At 60.1% G+C, this 17,024-nt stretch carries 18 protein-coding genes; 8 read left to right on the top strand and 10 right to left on the bottom strand.

Annotated elements, in window-relative coordinates:
• The first annotated feature begins 72 nt into the window (after positions 1-72).
• On the top strand, positions 73-678 hold the full coding sequence (locus tag PMI26_RS04575; protein ID WP_007978899.1) for a 5-formyltetrahydrofolate cyclo-ligase: 606 nt from the start codon (positions 73-75) through the stop codon (positions 676-678).
• 35 nt (positions 679-713) lie between these two features.
• On the opposite strand, the gene PMI26_RS31675 is transcribed toward PMI26_RS04575, so the two are convergent.
• Positions 714-869, bottom strand: a complete 156-nt coding sequence (locus PMI26_RS31675; protein ID WP_007978897.1) for a hypothetical protein — start codon at positions 867-869, stop codon at positions 714-716.
• 195 nt (positions 870-1,064) lie between these two features.
• Here PMI26_RS31675 and PMI26_RS04580 point away from each other — a divergent pair, with 195 nt between their 5' ends.
• Positions 1,065-1,517, top strand: a complete 453-nt coding sequence (locus tag PMI26_RS04580) for an EVE domain-containing protein (protein WP_007978896.1) — start codon at positions 1,065-1,067, stop codon at positions 1,515-1,517.
• A gap of 141 nt (positions 1,518-1,658) precedes the next feature.
• Here PMI26_RS04580 and PMI26_RS04585 read toward each other — a convergent pair whose 3' ends face one another.
• Positions 1,659-2,066 (bottom strand): flagellar basal body-associated protein FliL, encoded by a 408-nt coding sequence (locus PMI26_RS04585; protein WP_007978894.1) that lies wholly within the window; start codon positions 2,064-2,066, stop codon positions 1,659-1,661.
• Between the two features lie 150 nt (positions 2,067-2,216).
• On the opposite strand from PMI26_RS04585, the gene PMI26_RS04590 reads away from it, so the two are divergent.
• On the top strand, positions 2,217-3,194 hold the full coding sequence (locus tag PMI26_RS04590; protein ID WP_007978892.1) for an NADPH:quinone oxidoreductase family protein: 978 nt from the start codon (positions 2,217-2,219) through the stop codon (positions 3,192-3,194).
• Between the two features lie 47 nt (positions 3,195-3,241).
• Here the strand turns inward: PMI26_RS04590 and PMI26_RS04595 are convergent, their stop codons facing one another.
• Positions 3,242-3,859, bottom strand: coding sequence for an energy transducer TonB (locus PMI26_RS04595; protein WP_007978890.1), 618 nt, complete (start codon positions 3,857-3,859; stop codon positions 3,242-3,244).
• A gap of 327 nt (positions 3,860-4,186) precedes the next feature.
• Here PMI26_RS04595 and glpT point away from each other — a divergent pair, with 327 nt between their 5' ends.
• A complete protein-coding gene (gene glpT / locus PMI26_RS04600) occupies positions 4,187-5,536 on the top strand; it encodes a glycerol-3-phosphate transporter (RefSeq protein ID WP_007978887.1) in 1,350 nt (449 codons plus the stop codon).
• Here glpT and PMI26_RS04605 read toward each other — a convergent pair.
• From PMI26_RS04605 to PMI26_RS04635, 7 genes are all read right to left on the bottom strand, one after another.
• Entirely contained in the window at positions 5,512-6,180 is a 669-nt protein-coding gene (locus PMI26_RS04605; protein ID WP_007978886.1) for a gamma-glutamylcyclotransferase, read from the bottom strand. The two genes, glpT and PMI26_RS04605, sit on opposite strands and share 25 nt — an antisense overlap.
• A gap of 330 nt (positions 6,181-6,510) precedes the next feature.
• A complete protein-coding gene (locus PMI26_RS04610) occupies positions 6,511-7,479 on the bottom strand; it encodes a CDP-6-deoxy-delta-3,4-glucoseen reductase (protein ID WP_007978884.1) in 969 nt (322 codons plus the stop codon).
• Positions 7,479-8,945 (bottom strand): 4-hydroxy-3-polyprenylbenzoate decarboxylase, encoded by a 1,467-nt coding sequence (gene ubiD, locus PMI26_RS04615; protein WP_003229330.1) that lies wholly within the window; start codon positions 8,943-8,945, stop codon positions 7,479-7,481. The genes PMI26_RS04610 and ubiD overlap by 1 nt, the downstream gene beginning before the upstream one ends.
• Before the next feature lie 69 nt (positions 8,946-9,014).
• Positions 9,015-11,012 carry an acyltransferase family protein gene (locus tag PMI26_RS04620; RefSeq protein ID WP_033048278.1) on the bottom strand — a complete coding sequence of 666 codons (1,998 nt, stop codon included), beginning with the start codon at positions 11,010-11,012 and terminating at the stop codon, positions 9,015-9,017.
• 196 nt (positions 11,013-11,208) lie between these two features.
• Positions 11,209-12,468 carry a transcription termination factor Rho gene (gene rho, locus PMI26_RS04625; protein ID WP_003206716.1) on the bottom strand — a complete coding sequence of 420 codons (1,260 nt, stop codon included), beginning with the start codon at positions 12,466-12,468 and terminating at the stop codon, positions 11,209-11,211.
• 246 nt (positions 12,469-12,714) lie between these two features.
• The gene (gene trxA / locus PMI26_RS04630) at positions 12,715-13,044 is read right to left on the bottom strand and encodes a thioredoxin TrxA (protein WP_003206727.1); all 330 of its coding nucleotides are present in this window, start codon (positions 13,042-13,044) and stop codon (positions 12,715-12,717) included.
• Positions 13,045-13,166: 122 nt separating this feature from the next.
• Positions 13,167-13,874, bottom strand: coding sequence for a FadR/GntR family transcriptional regulator (locus PMI26_RS04635; RefSeq protein ID WP_007978878.1), 708 nt, complete (start codon positions 13,872-13,874; stop codon positions 13,167-13,169).
• Positions 13,875-14,130: 256 nt separating this feature from the next.
• Between PMI26_RS04635 and PMI26_RS04640 the strand changes: the two genes are divergently transcribed.
• From PMI26_RS04640 to PMI26_RS04655, 4 genes are read left to right on the top strand one after another with little or no spacing between them, the layout of a single operon-like run.
• On the top strand, positions 14,131-14,916 hold the full coding sequence (locus PMI26_RS04640; protein WP_007978876.1) for a transporter substrate-binding domain-containing protein: 786 nt from the start codon (positions 14,131-14,133) through the stop codon (positions 14,914-14,916).
• A 22-nt stretch (positions 14,917-14,938) separates the two neighbouring features.
• Complete coding sequence (locus tag PMI26_RS04645) at positions 14,939-15,607, top strand: amino acid ABC transporter permease (protein ID WP_007978873.1); 669 nt, start codon at positions 14,939-14,941, stop codon at positions 15,605-15,607.
• Complete coding sequence (locus PMI26_RS04650; protein ID WP_007978872.1) at positions 15,604-16,254, top strand: amino acid ABC transporter permease; 651 nt, start codon at positions 15,604-15,606, stop codon at positions 16,252-16,254. The genes PMI26_RS04645 and PMI26_RS04650 overlap by 4 nt, the downstream gene beginning before the upstream one ends.
• Positions 16,241-16,978 (top strand): amino acid ABC transporter ATP-binding protein, encoded by a 738-nt coding sequence (locus PMI26_RS04655; protein WP_007978870.1) that lies wholly within the window; start codon positions 16,241-16,243, stop codon positions 16,976-16,978. Before PMI26_RS04650 ends, PMI26_RS04655 begins: the two co-directional genes overlap by 14 nt.
• The last annotated feature ends 46 nt before the right edge of the window (positions 16,979-17,024 follow it).

Genomic DNA, 17,024 nt, shown 5'->3' with positions numbered 1-17,024 from the left:
GCCGGTTTAAATACCGGCATTGGCGTTTTTGCGGGTACGCTTTGTGTATCCGTCCTGCCGAAGTCCGAATCCATGACCGAACCTGCGCTGCTTCCCCGCCCGCAACTTCGACGCATGCTGCGCAAGGCCCGTCGCGCACTGACACCCAGTCAGCAGCGCCAGGCCGCTCGCGGGCTGTACAAGCAATTGGCCCAGCAACCGCTGTTCCGCCGCGCCCGACATATCTCGCTCTATCTGCCGACCGACGGTGAAATTGATCCGCGCCTGTTGCTGCGTGCCGCACAGCGCCGGGGCAAGGCCACCTATCTGCCGGTGCTGAGTGCCTGGCCGCGAACCAAAATGGTGTTCCAGCGCATCCGGCCAGGGGAGAAACTCAAACCCAACCGCTTCCGCATTCTCGAACCACGGGCCAACCTCGCCCGACAGCGCAGGATCTGGGCACTGGACCTGGTGCTGTTGCCATTGGTGGGGTTTGACGATGTTGGCGGACGCCTGGGGATGGGCGGCGGCTTCTATGATCGAAGCCTGGCTTACCTGGCGCGCCGCAATGACTGGCGCAAGCCGACGCTGTTGGGGCTGGCCCATGAATGTCAAAAGGTGGAGCGACTGGCTCAGGCGAGCTGGGATGTGCCGCTGCAGGGAACGGTGACAGACAAGGCCTGGTATTACGCAGGCTAGGCGCCACTTCGATCAGCGACGCCGGGACAACAGGATCAGCGCTTGAAGGCTGTCGACTGTTGCTGCAATTGGGCGAGTTCGACCGGCGCATCGGTCTTGCTGGCCCACAGGCTTTGGGCATAGCCGGTGGTCACGACGCCAAGGCCAAACAAAATGACCAAAATCCATAGTAAATCCGGTTTGCGTTTCATCGATTGCCCCCCAAAGGCAGATCTACACGATGACAGCAGCGGTTTCCGTTTGTAGGCCGTGCAGCAGCGTCAAGCTTTAAAGGCCGGCATTTTGCGACAACGTGAACCGCTGCGCAAATGCTGACGTCAACCGACTGTCGGTTTGTCATAAAATTGCCGAAAAGCGGCTCAATCACCCCGCAAGGAGCAAAAGACATGGCCTATTGGCTGATGAAATCCGAGCCCGACGAACTCTCGATCAAAGGGCTGGAAAAGCTCGGCAAAGCGCGCTGGGACGGGGTTCGCAACTACCAGGCACGCAACTTCCTGCGGGCCATGGCCGTGGGGGATGAGTTCTTTTTCTATCATTCCAGTTGCCCGGAGCCAGGCATCGCCGGCATCGGCAAGATTGTCGAAGCCGCTTATCCGGACCCGACGGCACTGGAACCTGAAAGTCATTACTACGACCCAAAGGCAACGGCGGAGAAAAACGCCTGGAGCGCGATCGATGTCGCCCATGTCGAAACGTTTGCCCGGGTGCTGAAGCTGGATTACCTGAAGCGGCAGACGGCGCTGGCCGAATTGCCGCTGGTGCAGAAAGGTTCGCGGCTGTCGGTGATGCCGGTGACGCCGGAGCAGTGGGCGGCGGTGATATCGCTCAAGCCGTAAGGTTCTCGGTGCCCATCCAAATGCCATCGCGGGCAAGCCCGCTCCCACAGTGGCTTCTGGTGCTCACAAAATTTGTGTTCACCGCTAATCCTTGTGGGAGCGGGCTTGCTCGCGAAGAGGCCGGTACAGGCGCCAGAAGCCTTATTGAATGATCAGGTTGTTGAACAAAAGATCCTCAACCACCGGCTTGCCGGTTTCGTCGTTCATCACTTGCTGGGTCTGTTTCAGGGCTTCCTGACGCAGCTTTTCCTTGGCCTCGACATTGTTCATGGTTTCGGTGGTCTGCTGGGCGAACAGCGCGACCAATTGGTTGCGGATCAAGGGTTCATTGGCCTTCACCGCCTTGGCAGCCTCGTCACCGGTCACCCGCAACGCCACATCGGCCTTGTAGACTTTCAGTTTCGGTGTGCCGTCCAGCCCGTAGTTACCCACGAACGGCGGGTTCAGGGTGATGTAACTGACCTTCGGAGCTGTATCTTCTTTGGCTTCTTCGGCCACCACTGCCACAGGCAGGGACAGGGCCAGCAACAACATGATCCACGCTTTCACAATTCACTCCTTATCCGGTTTGCGGCCTAGCATAACGACCCGCCATGCAAGCACAAGCTTATGGCTGACTATCAGGGCCGGGCATGCTCGTTGACCCTTCGACCCACACACCTACACTTATCGGCCATCACTCCCAAAGGAATAGCCCTGATGAAAGCCGTGCTGTGCAAAGCCTTCGGCCCTGCCGAATCGCTGGTGCTGGAAGACGTCGCCAGTCCTGTCGCGAAGAAGAATGAAATCCTGCTGGACGTGCACGCCGCCGGGGTCAATTTCCCCGACACGCTGATCATCGAGGGCAAGTACCAGTTCAAGCCGCCCTTCCCGTTTTCCCCGGGTGGGGAAGCGGCCGGCGTGGTCCGCGAAGTCGGCGAGAAGGTCAGCCATCTGAAAGTCGGTGACCGGGTCATGGCCCTGACCGGCTGGGGCAGCTTTGCCGAACAGGTCGCCGTACCGGGCTACAACGTGTTGCCGATTCCGCCCTCCATGGACTTCAACACCGCCGCCGCCTTCAGCATGACCTACGGCACCTCGATGCACGCCCTCAAGCAGCGTGGCAACCTGCAACCGGGCGAAACCCTGCTGGTGCTGGGGGCTTCCGGTGGTGTCGGCCTGGCGGCAGTGGAAATCGGCAAAGCCATGGGTGCCCGGGTGATTGCCGCAGCCAGCAGCGCGGAAAAGCTCGCCGTAGCCAAGGCCGCCGGTGCCGATGAACTGATCAACTACAGCGAAACCAGCCTCAAGGACGAAATCAAGCGCCTGACCGACGGCCAGGGCGCCGACGTGATCTACGACCCGGTGGGCGGCGATCTGTTCGACCAGGCCATCCGCGCCATCGCCTGGAACGGCCGCCTGCTGGTGGTCGGCTTCGCCAGCGGGCGCATCCCCGAACTGCCGGTCAACCTGGCGCTGCTCAAAGGCGCGGCGGTGCTCGGCGTATTCTGGGGCTCCTTCGCCCAACGCCAACCGCAGGATAACGCGGCGAACTTCCAGCAACTGTTTGGCTGGTTTGCCGAAGGCAAGCTGAAGCCGCTGGTGTCGCAGGTGTATCCACTGGGTAATGCGGCGCAGGCGATCAATGATCTTGGCCAGCGTAAAGCAGTCGGGAAAGTGGTGGTGCAGGTTCGCTGAATCCGGCAAAGGGCCCGGACCTCTGCTAATGGGTCCAGGCTCTTTTCCTACAGTAACTGGCGGATATCTTCCGGCAAAAACCTTACATACCTGGAAACGGGGTTGTTCGAGCATTGCCTGATAATGATCGGCACCTTTCTGTTCATTTCGGCGATCAATGACAGACGCCGTTCGGTTGGCAGTGTTGCCGTGGAAAACGCGTTCGACAGATAAGCCCGGACGTAATGGAACGCGGTGGAATCGATCCACTCGTGCTCCGGGGTACGCGCCAGCGCCTCATTGAGATCGCGGCACCTCAATGCCTTGAGCCGCTGGTTGAGATGCAGCGGTAGATACACATCAAACCCGAATATCATCGGCGCAATGACTTCCTGCTCTTCAGGTTTGTCACCCTCAACGGTCCATGGCTTGAACCGCCACTTCGCTATGGCGACCCGGGCCGCCTCGGCGAAATCAGGGTGATCGCTTTGCAAAATGCTCACCTTGCTGACCGAGCCGTTGGCATGTGCCACGAACCTGACCCGGACATTACCGGTGATTCCAGCCCGGTGCAGCGCCGGTGGGTAAATCGGCTTGGGGTTGTTTTCCGGTATCAGGAACACCTCACCTGCGCGGCTTTCAACAGACCAGACAAACAGCAGCACCACGAACACAAACCACCGCATCCTCCTCTCCCCCGCACCTTAAACGCCACAGTCGGCTTTACGGCCAAGGTTAAAGCTCAAGGGTGCGGCACTGAAGGTCACGGCTTCCGGTAACAGAGCAGGACATTTCCCAAAGAATTGCCCTACCCGGGACAGATCAGTCGCGTAAAGCATGGGTGGGTAACGCTTCCTACAACGCCCTTCACTTACACCTGAGCGACATGTTCATAAAGGAACACGCGATATCCAACATTTCCGCTTTTTTGCCGATGAGAACCGGTGCTATTTTCGGTAACGAAACTGTAACATTCGCATCCGCAGTCAAAACAAGAAATTTGGAGCTCTTGAATGTTTGCTTTCTTTCGTCCTGCCGCACATCAGGCTCCATTGCCTGAAGAAAAAATAGACAGCACCTATCGACGCCTGCGCTGGCAGATCTTCGCCGGCATCTTCATTGGCTATGCCGGTTACTACCTGCTGCGCAAGAACTTCTCCCTGGCCATGCCCTACCTGATCGACGAGGGTTACTCCCGCGGTCAGCTGGGTCTGGCGATGTCCGCCATCGCGATTGCGTACGGCCTGTCGAAGTTCCTCATGGGCCTGGTGTCCGACCGTTCCAACCCGCGTTTCTTCCTGCCGTTCGGCCTGTTGGTGTCGGCCGGAGTGATGTTCATTTTCGGTTTCGCGCCCTGGGCAACGTCCAGCGTGACCATGATGTTCATTCTGCTGTTCATCAACGGCTGGGCGCAGGGCATGGGTTGGCCGCCGAGTGGCCGGACCATGGTGCACTGGTGGTCGCAGAAGGAACGTGGCGGCGTGGTGTCGGTGTGGAACGTGGCGCACAACGTCGGCGGCGGCCTGATCGGCCCGCTGTTCCTGATCGGCATGGGCCTGTTCAATGACTGGCATGCGGCGTTCTACGTGCCGGCAGCAGTGGCACTGGCGGTAGCGGTGTTTGCCTTTGTGACCATGCGCGACACCCCGCAATCGGTTGGCCTGCCGCCCATCGAGCAGTACAAGAACGACTATCCGGAAGGCTACGATGCCAGTCACGAAGAGGAATTCAGCGCCAAGGAAATCTTCGTCAAATACGTGCTGCGCAACAAAATGCTCTGGTACATCGCCATGGCCAACGTCTTTGTCTATCTACTGCGCTACGGCGTGCTGGACTGGGCACCGACCTACCTCAAGGAAGCCAAGGGCTTCACCGTGGATAAAACCTCGTGGGCGTATTTCTTCTACGAGTGGGCAGGTATCCCGGGCACGCTGCTGTGCGGCTGGATGTCGGACAAGATCTTCCGTGGCAACCGCGGCCTGACCGGCATGGTGTTCATGGCGCTGGTGACGGTCGCGACGCTGGTTTACTGGCTCAACCCGGCCGGCAACCCGATGATCGACATGATCGCGCTGCTTTCCATCGGCTTCCTGATCTACGGCCCGGTCATGCTGATCGGCCTGCAGGCGCTGGAGCTGGCCCCGAAGAAAGCGGCCGGTACGGCGGCGGGCTTCACCGGCCTGTTCGGTTACCTGGGTGGATCGGTCGCGGCCAGTGCAGCGATGGGCTACACCGTGGACCATTTCGGTTGGGACGGCGGTTTCGTGCTACTGGTGGGCGCCTGCCTGCTGGCGATGGCCTTCCTGGCCCCGACGCTACGTCACAAACAAGTCGCCAGTCAGGGCCGCGAAGCACTCGCTTGATCGGCCTTTGATTTACAGCGCTTGAGCCGCGCCTCCAGATTCCGGTCTGGCATGGCGTGGCTACGCAGGGCGTGCGCGGTCTGCTCGACATAATCGCGAGTGGTGCCGTAACGCCCGCAAGCGTTTTCGAACACATGGCTCAGCACATGGTCCGGCAGGTTACCGGCATAGCTGGGCAGATGTCGCTCCAGCACAAACCCCAAGGCCTGAACCTGGCTGCCATCTTCGAGTCGGCAGTTGAGCCAGTGCGGGCGGTAGGAAGGAAATGGCATCTCGCGCTGCCAAAGTGCGTACAGCGACGCTTCGAGTTGCTCTTCGGGCAAGCGATAGGCGAAACCGCTGCAAGAGCCACCGCGATCCAGGCCAAACACCAGGCCGGGCATTTCCGGAGTGCCGCGATGTTCGTGGGACCACAGGTACAACCCGCGATGGTAGCCATGCACCCGGCCGCGAACCCGTTCAACCGCCGTGCATTCAGGCCGCCAGATCAACGAGCCGTAGGCAAACAGCCACACCGGCCCACCCTTGTGACGGGCCATGGTCGACTGCATCGAGCTGAGTAATTGTTCGTGGGTGAGTTGCGGCCCCAGATCGAGCCGCGGAGGGTAAGCCAGATTCAAAAAAGCAGATTCGATGGCGCTCATGGCGAATAGCGTTCAGCTCCCCGCGGGTGAAGAATTACTTAATAGAACGCACGGCTGTAACAATAAGGCACATAAGTTTTAAGGCAATTTGAATGCCATGGCACAGTTCTTAATTAATTGCCTGGATGAAATATAACCTACCGGAATTTATATAAGTTTATAAATACCGATAGGCTATATAGCAGGTTATAAACCTATAACCCTGTAGGAGCGAGCTTGCTCCGGGCGGCGTTCCGACGATGGACTCAAGAACGCTGCGGGCAGCCTGACTTCCCGCGTAATCGTTAACGACCATCGCGAGCAGGCTCGCTCCTACGGGAGGGTGTAGCATCAGGATCTAGGTGCGTAGGCAAACACGTCGGCGCGCATCTGATGGGCGTCCATTCCCGCCTCTACCAGTGCATCCAGCGTGCCGTAGACCATGGCCGGCGAGCCACTGGCGTACACATGCAGCGGCTTGAGGTCCGGGAAATCTTCACAGACTGCTTCATGCAACATGCCGCAACGCCCTTCCCAACCGCATTGGTCGCTGACGACCTTGTGCAGGAACAGGTTGGGCAATTTCAGCCATTCGTTCCAATGCTCGACTTGATAAAAGTCCTCTGGACGACGCACGCCCCAATACAAATGCACCGGATGCTTGAAACCCGTGGCCCGGCAATGTTCGATCAGGCCGTGGATCTGGCCCATGCCGGTGCCGGCGGCGATCAGCACGAGAGGGCCGTCCGGCAACTCCTCGAGGTGGGTATCGCCAAACGGCAACTCGACCCGCACCATGCTGTTGCGCTGGAGCTGGTCGATCAGGCTCAGCGCACTGGATTCGCGCGCCAGTACGTGGATTTCCAGGTCGCGTCCCGCATGCGGTGCCGAGGCGAGGGAGAAGGCGGACTTTTCGCCGTTCTCGCGTTCGATCATCAGGTACTGCCCGGCGTGATAACGCGGCGGTTTGCCGGCCGGAGCCCGCAGACGCACGCGCCAGGTGTCGCCGCCCACGTCCTTGCACTCAATGACCTGACACGACACGCTGCGCACTGGCAGTTCTCCCAAGGCGAGCACGCCATCCCACAGCACGATGCAGTCTTCCAGCGGCTCCGCTATGCAAGTGTAGAACTCGCCATGATCACGCACATTGCCGGCCTGCTCGACCCGACCTTCCACCAGCAGCGCCGCGCACACGTGGCAATTGCCGTTGCGGCAACTTTGCGGGCATTCGTAGCCCAGTCGTCGCGCGCCATCGAGAATCCGCTCGCCGGGCAATATCTCAAGCACTGCTCCGGAGGGCTGCAAGGTTACACGCATCAATCTATTCCTAACTGATTCCAGATGGCATCGATCCGCTGGGTCACCGCATCGTCCTTGACGATGACACGGCCCCACTCACGGGTGGTTTCGCCCGGCCATTTATGCGTGGCATCAAGGCCCATTTTCGACCCCAGGCCGGACACTGGCGAAGCGAAGTCCAGGTAGTCGATCGGCGTGTTGTCGATCATCACCGTGTCGCGCTTGGGGTCCATGCGCGTGGTGATGGCCCAGATCACGTCGTTCCAGTCCCGGGCGTTGATATCGTCGTCGGTGACGATAACGAACTTGGTGTACATGAACTGTCGCAAAAACGACCAGACACCCAGCATTACCCGCTTGGCATGGCCCGGGTACGACTTTTTCATGGTCACGACGGCCATGCGGTACGAGCAACCTTCGGGTGGCAGGTAGAAATCGGTGATCTCCGGGAACTGCTTCTGCAGGATCGGCACGAACACTTCGTTCAGCGCGACGCCGAGGATCGCCGGCTCATCCGGCGGACGGCCGGTGTAGGTACTGTGGTAGATCGGCTTGATCCGGTGGGTGATGCGCTCGACGGTGAACACCGGGAAGCTGTCGACTTCGTTGTAGTAACCGGTGTGGTCGCCGTACGGGCCTTCATCGGCCATCTCGCCCGGATGGATCACGCCTTCAAGGATGATTTCGGCGGTGGCCGGCACTTGCAGGTCGTTGCCGCGGCATTTCACCAGCTCGGTGCGGTTACCGCGCAGCAGGCCGGCGAAAGCGTATTCGGAAAGGCTGTCGGGCACCGGGGTCACGGCGCCGAGGATGGTCGCCGGGTCTGCGCCCAATGCGACCGATACCGGGAACGGCTGGCCGGGATGCTTCTCGCACCACTCGCGGAAGTCCAGCGCGCCGCCACGGTGGCTCAGCCAGCGCATGATGACCTTGTTGCGACCGATCACTTGCTGACGATAGATGCCGAGGTTCTGGCGATCCTTGTTCGGGCCTTTGGTGACGGTCAGGCCCCAGGTGATCAGCGGACCGACATCGCCCGGCCAACAGGTCTGCACCGGCAACATGGCCAGGTCGACGTCGTCGCCTTCGATGACCACTTCCTGACACACCGCGTCCTTGACGACTTTCGGCGCCATCGAAATGATCTTGCGGAAAATCGGCAGCTTGGACCAGGCATCCTTCAGGCCTTTGGGCGGCTCGGGCTCCTTGAGGAACGCCAGCAGCTTGCCGATCTCGCGCAGCTCGCTGACCGATTCGGCGCCCATGCCCATGGCGACCCGCTCGGGAGTGCCGAACAGGTTGCCGAGCACCGGGATGTCATAGCCTGTCGGTTTTTCGAACAACAACGCCGGGCCTTTGGCCCGTAGCGTGCGATCACACACCTCCGTCATCTCCAACACTGGAGAGACGGGGATCTGGATGCGTTTCAACTCTCCGCGCTGCTCAAGCTGCTGCACGAAATCCCGAAGATCCTTGAATTTCATTGATGATGGCACCCGAAAAATAGGCGTACATCCTACCTGCTCTGCCGGCCGCTGGCAGCTTATCGCTGCTCATCTGGATGCATTCACCTGCCGCTTCCCCGGGTTTGCCTTGGCTTGCAGACTGACAAACAGCGGTTCGAGGATCGGCGCCACCCAACGCGCACCGACTTCCGAGAGGTGATTGTCATCGGTGTACAACGAGTAGCCGCCACGTTCGGCGCGGCACAGGCCGCTCGCATCACATAGCCTTGGCGCCGGATCCACCACCTGTACCGCCGGGTCCTGCGCCAGTTGTGCGAACAATTGACTGATGAATGCCTGGCGCTTGTGGTGCTCTGCGAGCGCCAGCCCGACATCGTCGACCGGACGGTCCAGCATTGCCAGACGGGTGAGTCGATACGGTGGACTGAAGGCCTGCAACGGCACCTCTTTTACCAGCCAGACCCGATGCCCGCCGGCACGCAATTGCCCGACTCGCGCACGCAAGCCATCGGCCAGACGTTGTTCGGCGCCGGTACGATCGTAATGCCCGTCAGCGCTTTTCAGAGCGTGACCCAGATCACCTCTGCCGTCGCCATAGAGGTACAGGCTCCAGTGCGCGACCAACACCACATCGCTAACGGCCTGGGGTATCAAGGCCTGTTCAATCCTGTGATTGAATCGGGCACAACGCGCGTCGTGCTCCAGGCCCTCGACTGGCACACATCCCGGAGAACTCGCCAGGACCACGCTGACGCCATGCGCCTTGGCACCGTCCTCGAACACCGGAATCAACGCCGTGGCGTGGCTGTCACCCCAAACCAGCGCCCGGGCTGGACGGTTTTGTGCACCGTAATGGCAGAACAATTTGTCATCCGGCGTCTTGTCGTCCGCCAGGCAGGCCATCAGCTCCGGCCGCCATTCGCGACCCTTGGCGTATTGCAGAGCCTGATGGGACAGGCGCCACGGCAATCCGTCGGTCCAGCGCAGAGCCTGTCCGACCAGCCCGAGCACCAGGATGCCGCAGGCCCCGGCGAGCAAAATCTGCCGACGCCCGGCCAGCAAGCGACGGTCACGCAAAGGCGTCTCGACGAACCGCCACGAGAGGTAGCCCAACACCAGGCTGAGCAGGATCAGCCCGGCAATGTCGAACGCCCCCGACTCACCGATACTGGCGTAGCTGGAAAACACAAACACCGGCCAATGCCACAGGTACCAGGAATAAGAGATCAGCCCGAGAGCGACCATCAGCCGACTGCTCAAAAACTGACCAACCCACGTCTGGCGATGACCGTTGGCAAAAATCAGCGCGACCACGCCGAGGGTTGGCAGCAACGCCGCCGCTCCAGGAAAGGCGGTGGTTTTGTCGTAGCCGAACACGGCCAGCAGGATCAGGGCCATGCCGAGCAGACTCAGAAACTGCGCCACCATCGGCTTCAGACGCCACCCATGCCTGGGCACTACCGCAAGCATCGCCCCTGCCAACAGCTCCCAGGCACGCATTGGCAGCAGGAAGAAGGCTTTTTCCGGATGGTGATGAACGGCCCAGACACTCAAGCCAAAGGACAGCAGTAACAGACCGAACAGCGTCAGTCGCCAATGTTTCAGGCGACTCGACAGCAACGTCAGCAACAGCGGGAAGACGATGTAAAACTGTTCCTCCACCGCCAGCGACCAGGTGTGCAGCAGGGGCTTGAGATCAGAGGCGACATCGAAATAGCCATCCTGGCGCATGAACAGGATGTTTGACACGAAGATCACCTGGTAACGCACCGATCGCCCCAGTTCCTCGTAATCCTTCGGTGCCAGCAAAAACCAGCCGATCGCCAACACCGCGATGATCATCGCGAACAACGCCGGCAAAATCCGCCGCGCACGCCGGGCCCAGAAATCGACGAAGCTGAATTGCCCGGCCTGGCGCTGACTCCAGATGATCGAGGTGATCAGGTAACCGGAAATCACGAAAAACACGTCCACGCCGACAAAGCCGCCGGTAAACCCCGGAACGCCAAAATGAAACAGCACGACAGCGATCACCGCTACTGCGCGCAAGCCGTCGATATCCCTTCGATAAGCCAATGTGCTCATAAACATTAAACCAGTCGGATCTTCGAATTCAGCGCGCTTGAACATCAATTCCGAAGACGACTGCAAACGCGGCTGGTTGAACTGCTAACCAACTGACCCTGGCCGATCCAAAACCTCCCATGACCAGGACAAAAAAGTGCCAGCAAAAAAAATGGCGCCCCACGGGGCGCCATTTTCTTGAACTCAACGGGCGATGTTACTTGCGCTTCATCGACAGGAAGAATTCGTCGTTGGTCTTGGTCGTTTTCAGCTTGTCGACCAGGAACTCGATGGCAGCCACTTCATCCATCGGATGCAGCAGCTTGCGCAGGATCCACATGCGCTGCAGCTCGTCGTCGGCGGTCAGCAACTCTTCGCGGCGGGTGCCGGAACGGTTGATGTTGATGGCCGGGAACACGCGCTTTTCAGCGATGCGGCGATCCAGAGGCAGCTCCATGTTGCCGGTGCCTTTGAATTCCTCGTAAATCACTTCGTCCATCTTCGAGCCGGTTTCAACCAGCGCGGTGGCGATGATGGTCAACGAGCCGCCTTCTTCGATGTTCCGCGCGGCGCCGAAGAAACGTTTCGGTTTCTCCAGGGCATGGGCATCGACACCACCGGTCAGTACCTTGCCGGAGCTCGGGATCACGGTGTTGTAGGCACGGGCCAGACGGGTGATGGAGTCGAGCAGGATCACCACGTCTTTCTTGTGTTCGACCAGGCGCTTGGCCTTCTCGATCACCATTTCGGCAACCTGCACGTGGCGGGTTGGCGGCTCGTCGAACGTCGAGGCAACCACTTCGCCACGCACAGTGCGCTGCATTTCGGTTACTTCTTCCGGACGTTCGTCGATCAGCAGCACGATCAGGTGAACTTCAGGGTTGTTACGCGCGATGTTCGCGGCAATGTTCTGCAGCATGATCGTCTTGCCCGCTTTCGGCGGAGCAACGATCAGACCGCGCTGGCCTTTGCCGATCGGGGCGCACAGGTCGATGACACGACCGGTCAGGTCTTCAGTGGAACCGTTACCGGCTTCCATCTTCATGCGCACGGTCGGGAACAGCGGGGTCAGGTTCTCGAAGAGAATCTTGTTTTTCGCGTTTTCCGGACGGTCGAAGTTGATCGTGTCGACCTTGAGCAGCGCGAAATAACGCTCGCCTTCCTTTGGAGGGCGGATCTTGCCAACGATGGTGTCACCGGTGCGCAAGTTGAAACGACGGATCTGGCTCGGCGAGACGTAGATATCGTCTGGACCGGCGAGATAGGAAGCGTCAGCGGAGCGCAGGAAGCCGAAGCCGTCCTGGAGAATCTCCAGCACGCCATCACCGGAGATTTCCTCACCGCTTTTCGCGTGCTTCTTGAGCAGGGAGAAAATCACGTCCTGCTTGCGCGAACGGGCCATATTTTCTATGCCCATCTGTTCGGCCAATTCGAGCAGTTCGGTAATCGGCTTTTGCTTGAGTTCAGTCAGATTCATATAGGAATGACGTAATCATTTATGGAGGGGGGAAATTAAGCTTTTGGCTTAATGAGGCCGCGCCGCAGAGAAGGCGACAGGATCGCGTACTTATTCGAAAAGGAGTGCGTCGGCGACGGCTAGCAGGGGGCAATGGAGAAACCAGTGCGGGGCCGAATGTACCACCTGAGTTTAGGAGCGTCTAGCCCTGAATACGCAAAAAGCCCCGCTATTTGCGGGGCTTTTCAGGACACTTTGCAGCGACGCTTAGATGTTGGCGTCGAGGAAAGCAGCCAGTTGCGACTTCGACAGTGCGCCGACCTTGGTCGCTTCAACGTTGCCGTTCTTGAACAGCATCAGGGTCGGGATACCACGCACGCCATGCTTGGCCGGGGTTTCCTGGTTCTCGTCGATGTTCAGTTTGGCGACGGTCAGCTTGCCTTTGTAGGTCTCGGCAATTTCGTCCAGAACAGGAGCGATCATTTTGCAAGGGCCGCACCACTCAGCCCAGTAATCGACCAGTACAGCGCCTTCAGCCTTGAGTACGTCGGCCTCGAAGCTAGCGTCGCTAACGTGTTTGATAAGATCGCTGCTCATGGAATTCTCCAGGGTTGTAAGCAAAAAAAACGTGGCCCATCATAGCTGCCCTTCCCTCGTTCAGGAAGGTGCAGTTGATTGAGTCTCACTATGGTGTTCCATGAGTTTGGGTATAGCCCGGGTCACGCCGTGGCGGGAGCGACGAAGGCGATTCCGGTGCGCAACGCCGCGTTGCGCACGTGCTCGTGCATGGCTTTTTGCGCGGCGCCAGAGGCTCGGCGAGCCAGCGCGCGAAGGATCTTGCGGTGCTCCTGCCAGGTTTCCATGGCCCGCTCGGCCCGGATGAACGGTAGTTTCTGGCTTTCCAGGAAGATATCGGCGCTGGCGGTGAGGATACTCAACATTGCCTGATTGCCGCTGGCCAGCAGGATGCGCCGGTGGAATTCGAAGTCCAGGCGCGCCGCCGCTTCGAAATCAGCGGCCTTGAGCTCGTTGCGCATGGCGGCGACATTGTCCTCCAGCGCATCGAGCTCCTCGGTGCTCAAGGTCACGGCCGCCAACCCCGCGGCAAACCCCTCCAGCGCGTAGCGCAACTGGAAGATATCCAGCGGCGAAGCCTGCGCCGCAAACGGCCATCCCGCTGCGGCCTCGCCTCGCGGCAGCTCCACCGGCGCCTGCACGAACACGCCTTTGCCCGGCTGGATGCTGATGACGCCCAGCGCACTCAGGGACGACAGCGCCTCGCGCAAAGAAGCCCGGCTTACGCCCAGCTGTACCGCCAGGTCCCGTTGCGAGGGCAAGGCATCCCCCGGCCCGAAGCCCTGTTCGGTAATCAGTTTGCGGATGGCTTGCAACGCCACTTCGGGTACGGCGCGGGAGATCGAGTTCATGGTTTTCCAGACGAGCCAGGCCAATGTGCGCTCAGTTGTAAAGCTATTCGCGACGCCCGGCAAGTCGTGCCCCATGGGGGTTCGGTGATTTTCCCGGCTGCGCCATCGGGGTGCGAAACACAACCTGACTGTTCAGACCAGTAAGACCGTCCGACACCAGCAAAACCGCGCTCTGGCGCCCCCAAAACCCTATGTTGGCATGGCCCATGCTCTGTCGATCGGCAGAAATCACTTCTTGCCGATTTGGAGATTTGCCATGACCCAGCGTTTCAGCGCCCTCCTCGCCGCCCTGTTTGCCAGCCTGATGCTGACCCAGGCACCCGCCCACGCCGACGGCCTGGAGGAGGTGGTCAAGCGCGGCGTCCTCAAGGTGGCCGTGCCCCAGGACTTCCCGCCCTTCGGCTCGGTCGGGCCAGACATGAAACCCCGCGGCCTCGACATCGACACCGCGAAACTGCTGGCCGACCAGCTCAAGGTCAAACTCGAACTGACTCCGGTCAACAGCACCAACCGCATCCCGTTCCTGACCACCGGCAAGGTCGACCTGGTGATCTCCAGCCTCGGCAAAAACCCCGAGCGGGAAAAAGTCATCGACTTCTCCCGCGCCTATGCGCCGTTCTACCTCGCCGTGTTCGGTCCGCCAGACGCCGACATCAAGACCCTGGACGACCTCAAGGGCAAGACCATCAGCGTCACCCGCGGCGCCATCGAAGACATCGAGCTGACCAAGGTCGCCCCCGAAGGCGTGACCATCAAGCGCTTCGAAGACAACAACTCGACCATTGCCGCGTACCTGGCGGGCCAGGTCGACCTGATCGCCAGCGGCAACGTGGTGATGGTCGCGATCAGCGAGAAAAGCCCGAAACGCGTGCCGGCGCTGAAAGTGAAGCTCAAGGATTCGCCGGTCTACGTCGGTGTGAACAAGAACGAGCCGGCGCTGCTGGACAAGGTCAACCAGATCCTCGTGACCGCCAAGAGCGACGGAGCGCTGGAGAAAAACGCCCTCACCTGGCTGAAAGAACCACTGCCGGCCGACCTCTGATCTCGCGCGCAGGAGAGACGTTATGGCTTATCAGTTCGACTTCTTGCCGGTGGTGAACAACACCGATCTGTTGCTGCGCGGTGCGTTGTTCACCCTTGAGCTGACCGCCATCGGCGCGGTACTCGGCGTAGGGCTGGGCATCGTCGGGGCGTTGGTGCGGGCGTGGAACATCCGGCCTTTCGCGGGGATTTTCGCGGTCTACGTCGAGTTGATCCGCAACACGCCCTTCCTGGTGCAGCTGTTTTTCATCTTCTTCGGCTTGCCATCCTTGGGCGTGCAGATTTCCGAATGGCAGGCGGCGGTGCTGGCGATGGTGATCAACCTCGGCGCCTATTCGACCGAGATCATCCGCGCCGGCATCCAGGCGATCCCCCGGGGTCAACTGGAGGCCGCGGCGGCGTTGGCGATGACGCGCTTCGAAGCGTTCCGCCATGTGGTGCTGCTGCCGGCACTGGGTAAAGTCTGGCCGGCCCTGAGCAGCCAGATCATCATCGTCATGCTCGGCTCGGCGGTGTGTTCGCAGATCGCTACCGAAGAGTTGAGCTTCGCTGCCAACTTCATTCAGTCGCGCAACTTCCGCGCCTTTGAAACCTACGCCCTGACGACCTTGCTCTATCTGTGCATGGCGCTGCTGATCCGCCAGTTGCTGAACTGGATCGGCCAACGGTTCATCGCAAGGAGCAGCCGATGAGTGATTTCACCTTCTGGGACATCGTGCGCAACCTGCTCACCGGCCTGCAATGGACGCTGGCACTGTCGCTGGTGGCGTTCGTTGGCGGCGGGCTGATCGGCTCGCTGATCATGGTCATGCGCATCTCGAGTAAATCCCTGCCGCGCAGCTTTGCCCGCACCTACATCGAACTGTTCCAGGGTACGCCGCTGCTGATGCAGCTGTTCCTGGTGTTTTTCGGCGTGGCCCTTGCCGGACTGGAAATTTCGCCGTGGATGGCGGCGGCGATTGCCCTGACGCTGTTCACCAGCGCCTACCTGGCGGAGATCTGGCGTGGTTGCGTCGAATCGATCCCCAACGGCCAGTGGGAAGCCTCGGCGAGCCTGGCGCTGAACCCGCTGGAACAATTGCACCATGTGATCCTGCCCCAGGCGTTGCGCATCGCCGTGGCGCCGACCGTGGGTTTCTCGGTGCAAGTGGTCAAAGGCACCGCCGTCACTTCGATCATCGGCTTCACCGAACTGACCAAGACCGGCGGCATGCTCGCCAACGCGACCTTCGAACCCTTCATGGTCTACGGCCTCGTCGCCCTCGGCTACTTCCTGCTCTGCTACCCCCTGTCGCTCAGTGCGCGCTACCTGGAAAGGAGACTGCATGCCTCTGCTTAGAATTTCCGCCCTGCATAAATACTACGGCGACCATCATGTGCTCAAAGGCATCGACCTGAGCATCGAGGAAGGCCAAGTGGTGGCGATCATCGGCCGCAGTGGCTCGGGCAAATCCACCTTGCTGCGCACCCTCAACGGCCTGGAGTCGATCAACGATGGTGTGATCGAAGTCGACGGCGAATACCTCGACGCCGCCCGCGCCGACCTGCGCAGCCTGCGACAGAAAGTCGGTATGGTGTTCCAGCAGTTCAACCTGTTCCCGCACCTGACCGTGGGTGAGAACGTCATGCTGGCGCCGCAAGTGGTGCAGAAGGTGCCAAAGGCCAAGGCCGCCGAACTGGCGCGACAGATGCTGGAACGGGTCGGGCTGGGGGAAAAGTTCGATGCCTTTCCGGATCGACTGTCCGGCGGTCAGCAACAGCGGGTGGCGATTGCCCGTGCCCTGGCGATGTCTCCGAAAGTGTTGCTGTGCGATGAAATCACCTCGGCCCTGGACCCGGAGCTGGTCAACGAAGTGCTGAGCGTGGTCCGGCAACTGGCCAGGGAAGGCATGACACTGATCATGGTCACCCACGAAATGCGCTTCGCCCGGGAGGTTGGGGACAAGTTGGTGTTCATGCACCAGGGCAAGGTGCATGAGGTGGGGGATCCGAAAGTTTTGTTCGCCAATCCGCAGACGGCGGAGCTGGCGAACTTCATTGGGATGGTTGAAGCGGCGGTCTGACAAACCTTCAGCGCCAGCGATACCGTCATCGCGAGCAAGCTCGCTC

Source organism: Pseudomonas sp. GM33 (genome assembly GCF_000282295.1).
GTDB classification, from domain to species: Bacteria; Pseudomonadota; Gammaproteobacteria; order Pseudomonadales; family Pseudomonadaceae; genus Aquipseudomonas; species Aquipseudomonas laurylsulfatiphila.
This window is presented reverse-complemented; position numbering and strand designations above follow the sequence as displayed.

Excerpts from the sequence above, each read along its gene's own strand:
- PMI26_RS04645 (WP_007978873.1), top strand. The coding sequence starts at position 14,939 with ATGGCTTATCAGTTCGACTTCTTGCCGGTGGTGAACAACACCGATCTG.
- PMI26_RS04610 (WP_007978884.1), bottom strand. The coding sequence starts at position 7,479 with ATGCGTGTAACCTTGCAGCCCTCCGGAGCAGTGCTTGAGATATTGCCC.
- ubiD (WP_003229330.1), bottom strand. The coding sequence starts at position 8,945 with ATGAAATTCAAGGATCTTCGGGATTTCGTGCAGCAGCTTGAGCAGCGC.
- PMI26_RS04655 (WP_007978870.1), top strand. The coding sequence starts at position 16,241 with ATGCCTCTGCTTAGAATTTCCGCCCTGCATAAATACTACGGCGACCAT.
- trxA (WP_003206727.1), bottom strand. The coding sequence starts at position 13,044 with ATGAGCAGCGATCTTATCAAACACGTTAGCGACGCTAGCTTCGAGGCC.
- PMI26_RS31675 (WP_007978897.1), bottom strand. The coding sequence starts at position 869 with ATGAAACGCAAACCGGATTTACTATGGATTTTGGTCATTTTGTTTGGC.
- PMI26_RS04590 (WP_007978892.1), top strand. The coding sequence starts at position 2,217 with ATGAAAGCCGTGCTGTGCAAAGCCTTCGGCCCTGCCGAATCGCTGGTG.
- PMI26_RS04640 (WP_007978876.1), top strand. The coding sequence starts at position 14,131 with ATGACCCAGCGTTTCAGCGCCCTCCTCGCCGCCCTGTTTGCCAGCCTG.
- PMI26_RS04595 (WP_007978890.1), bottom strand. The coding sequence starts at position 3,859 with ATGCGGTGGTTTGTGTTCGTGGTGCTGCTGTTTGTCTGGTCTGTTGAA.
- PMI26_RS04605 (WP_007978886.1), bottom strand. The coding sequence starts at position 6,180 with ATGAGCGCCATCGAATCTGCTTTTTTGAATCTGGCTTACCCTCCGCGG.
- PMI26_RS04635 (WP_007978878.1), bottom strand. The coding sequence starts at position 13,874 with ATGAACTCGATCTCCCGCGCCGTACCCGAAGTGGCGTTGCAAGCCATC.
- rho (WP_003206716.1), bottom strand. The coding sequence starts at position 12,468 with ATGAATCTGACTGAACTCAAGCAAAAGCCGATTACCGAACTGCTCGAA.
- glpT (WP_007978887.1), top strand. The coding sequence starts at position 4,187 with ATGTTTGCTTTCTTTCGTCCTGCCGCACATCAGGCTCCATTGCCTGAA.
- PMI26_RS04580 (WP_007978896.1), top strand. The coding sequence starts at position 1,065 with ATGGCCTATTGGCTGATGAAATCCGAGCCCGACGAACTCTCGATCAAA.
- PMI26_RS04575 (WP_007978899.1), top strand. The coding sequence starts at position 73 with ATGACCGAACCTGCGCTGCTTCCCCGCCCGCAACTTCGACGCATGCTG.
- PMI26_RS04620 (WP_033048278.1), bottom strand. The coding sequence starts at position 11,012 with ATGAGCACATTGGCTTATCGAAGGGATATCGACGGCTTGCGCGCAGTA.
- PMI26_RS04650 (WP_007978872.1), top strand. The coding sequence starts at position 15,604 with ATGAGTGATTTCACCTTCTGGGACATCGTGCGCAACCTGCTCACCGGC.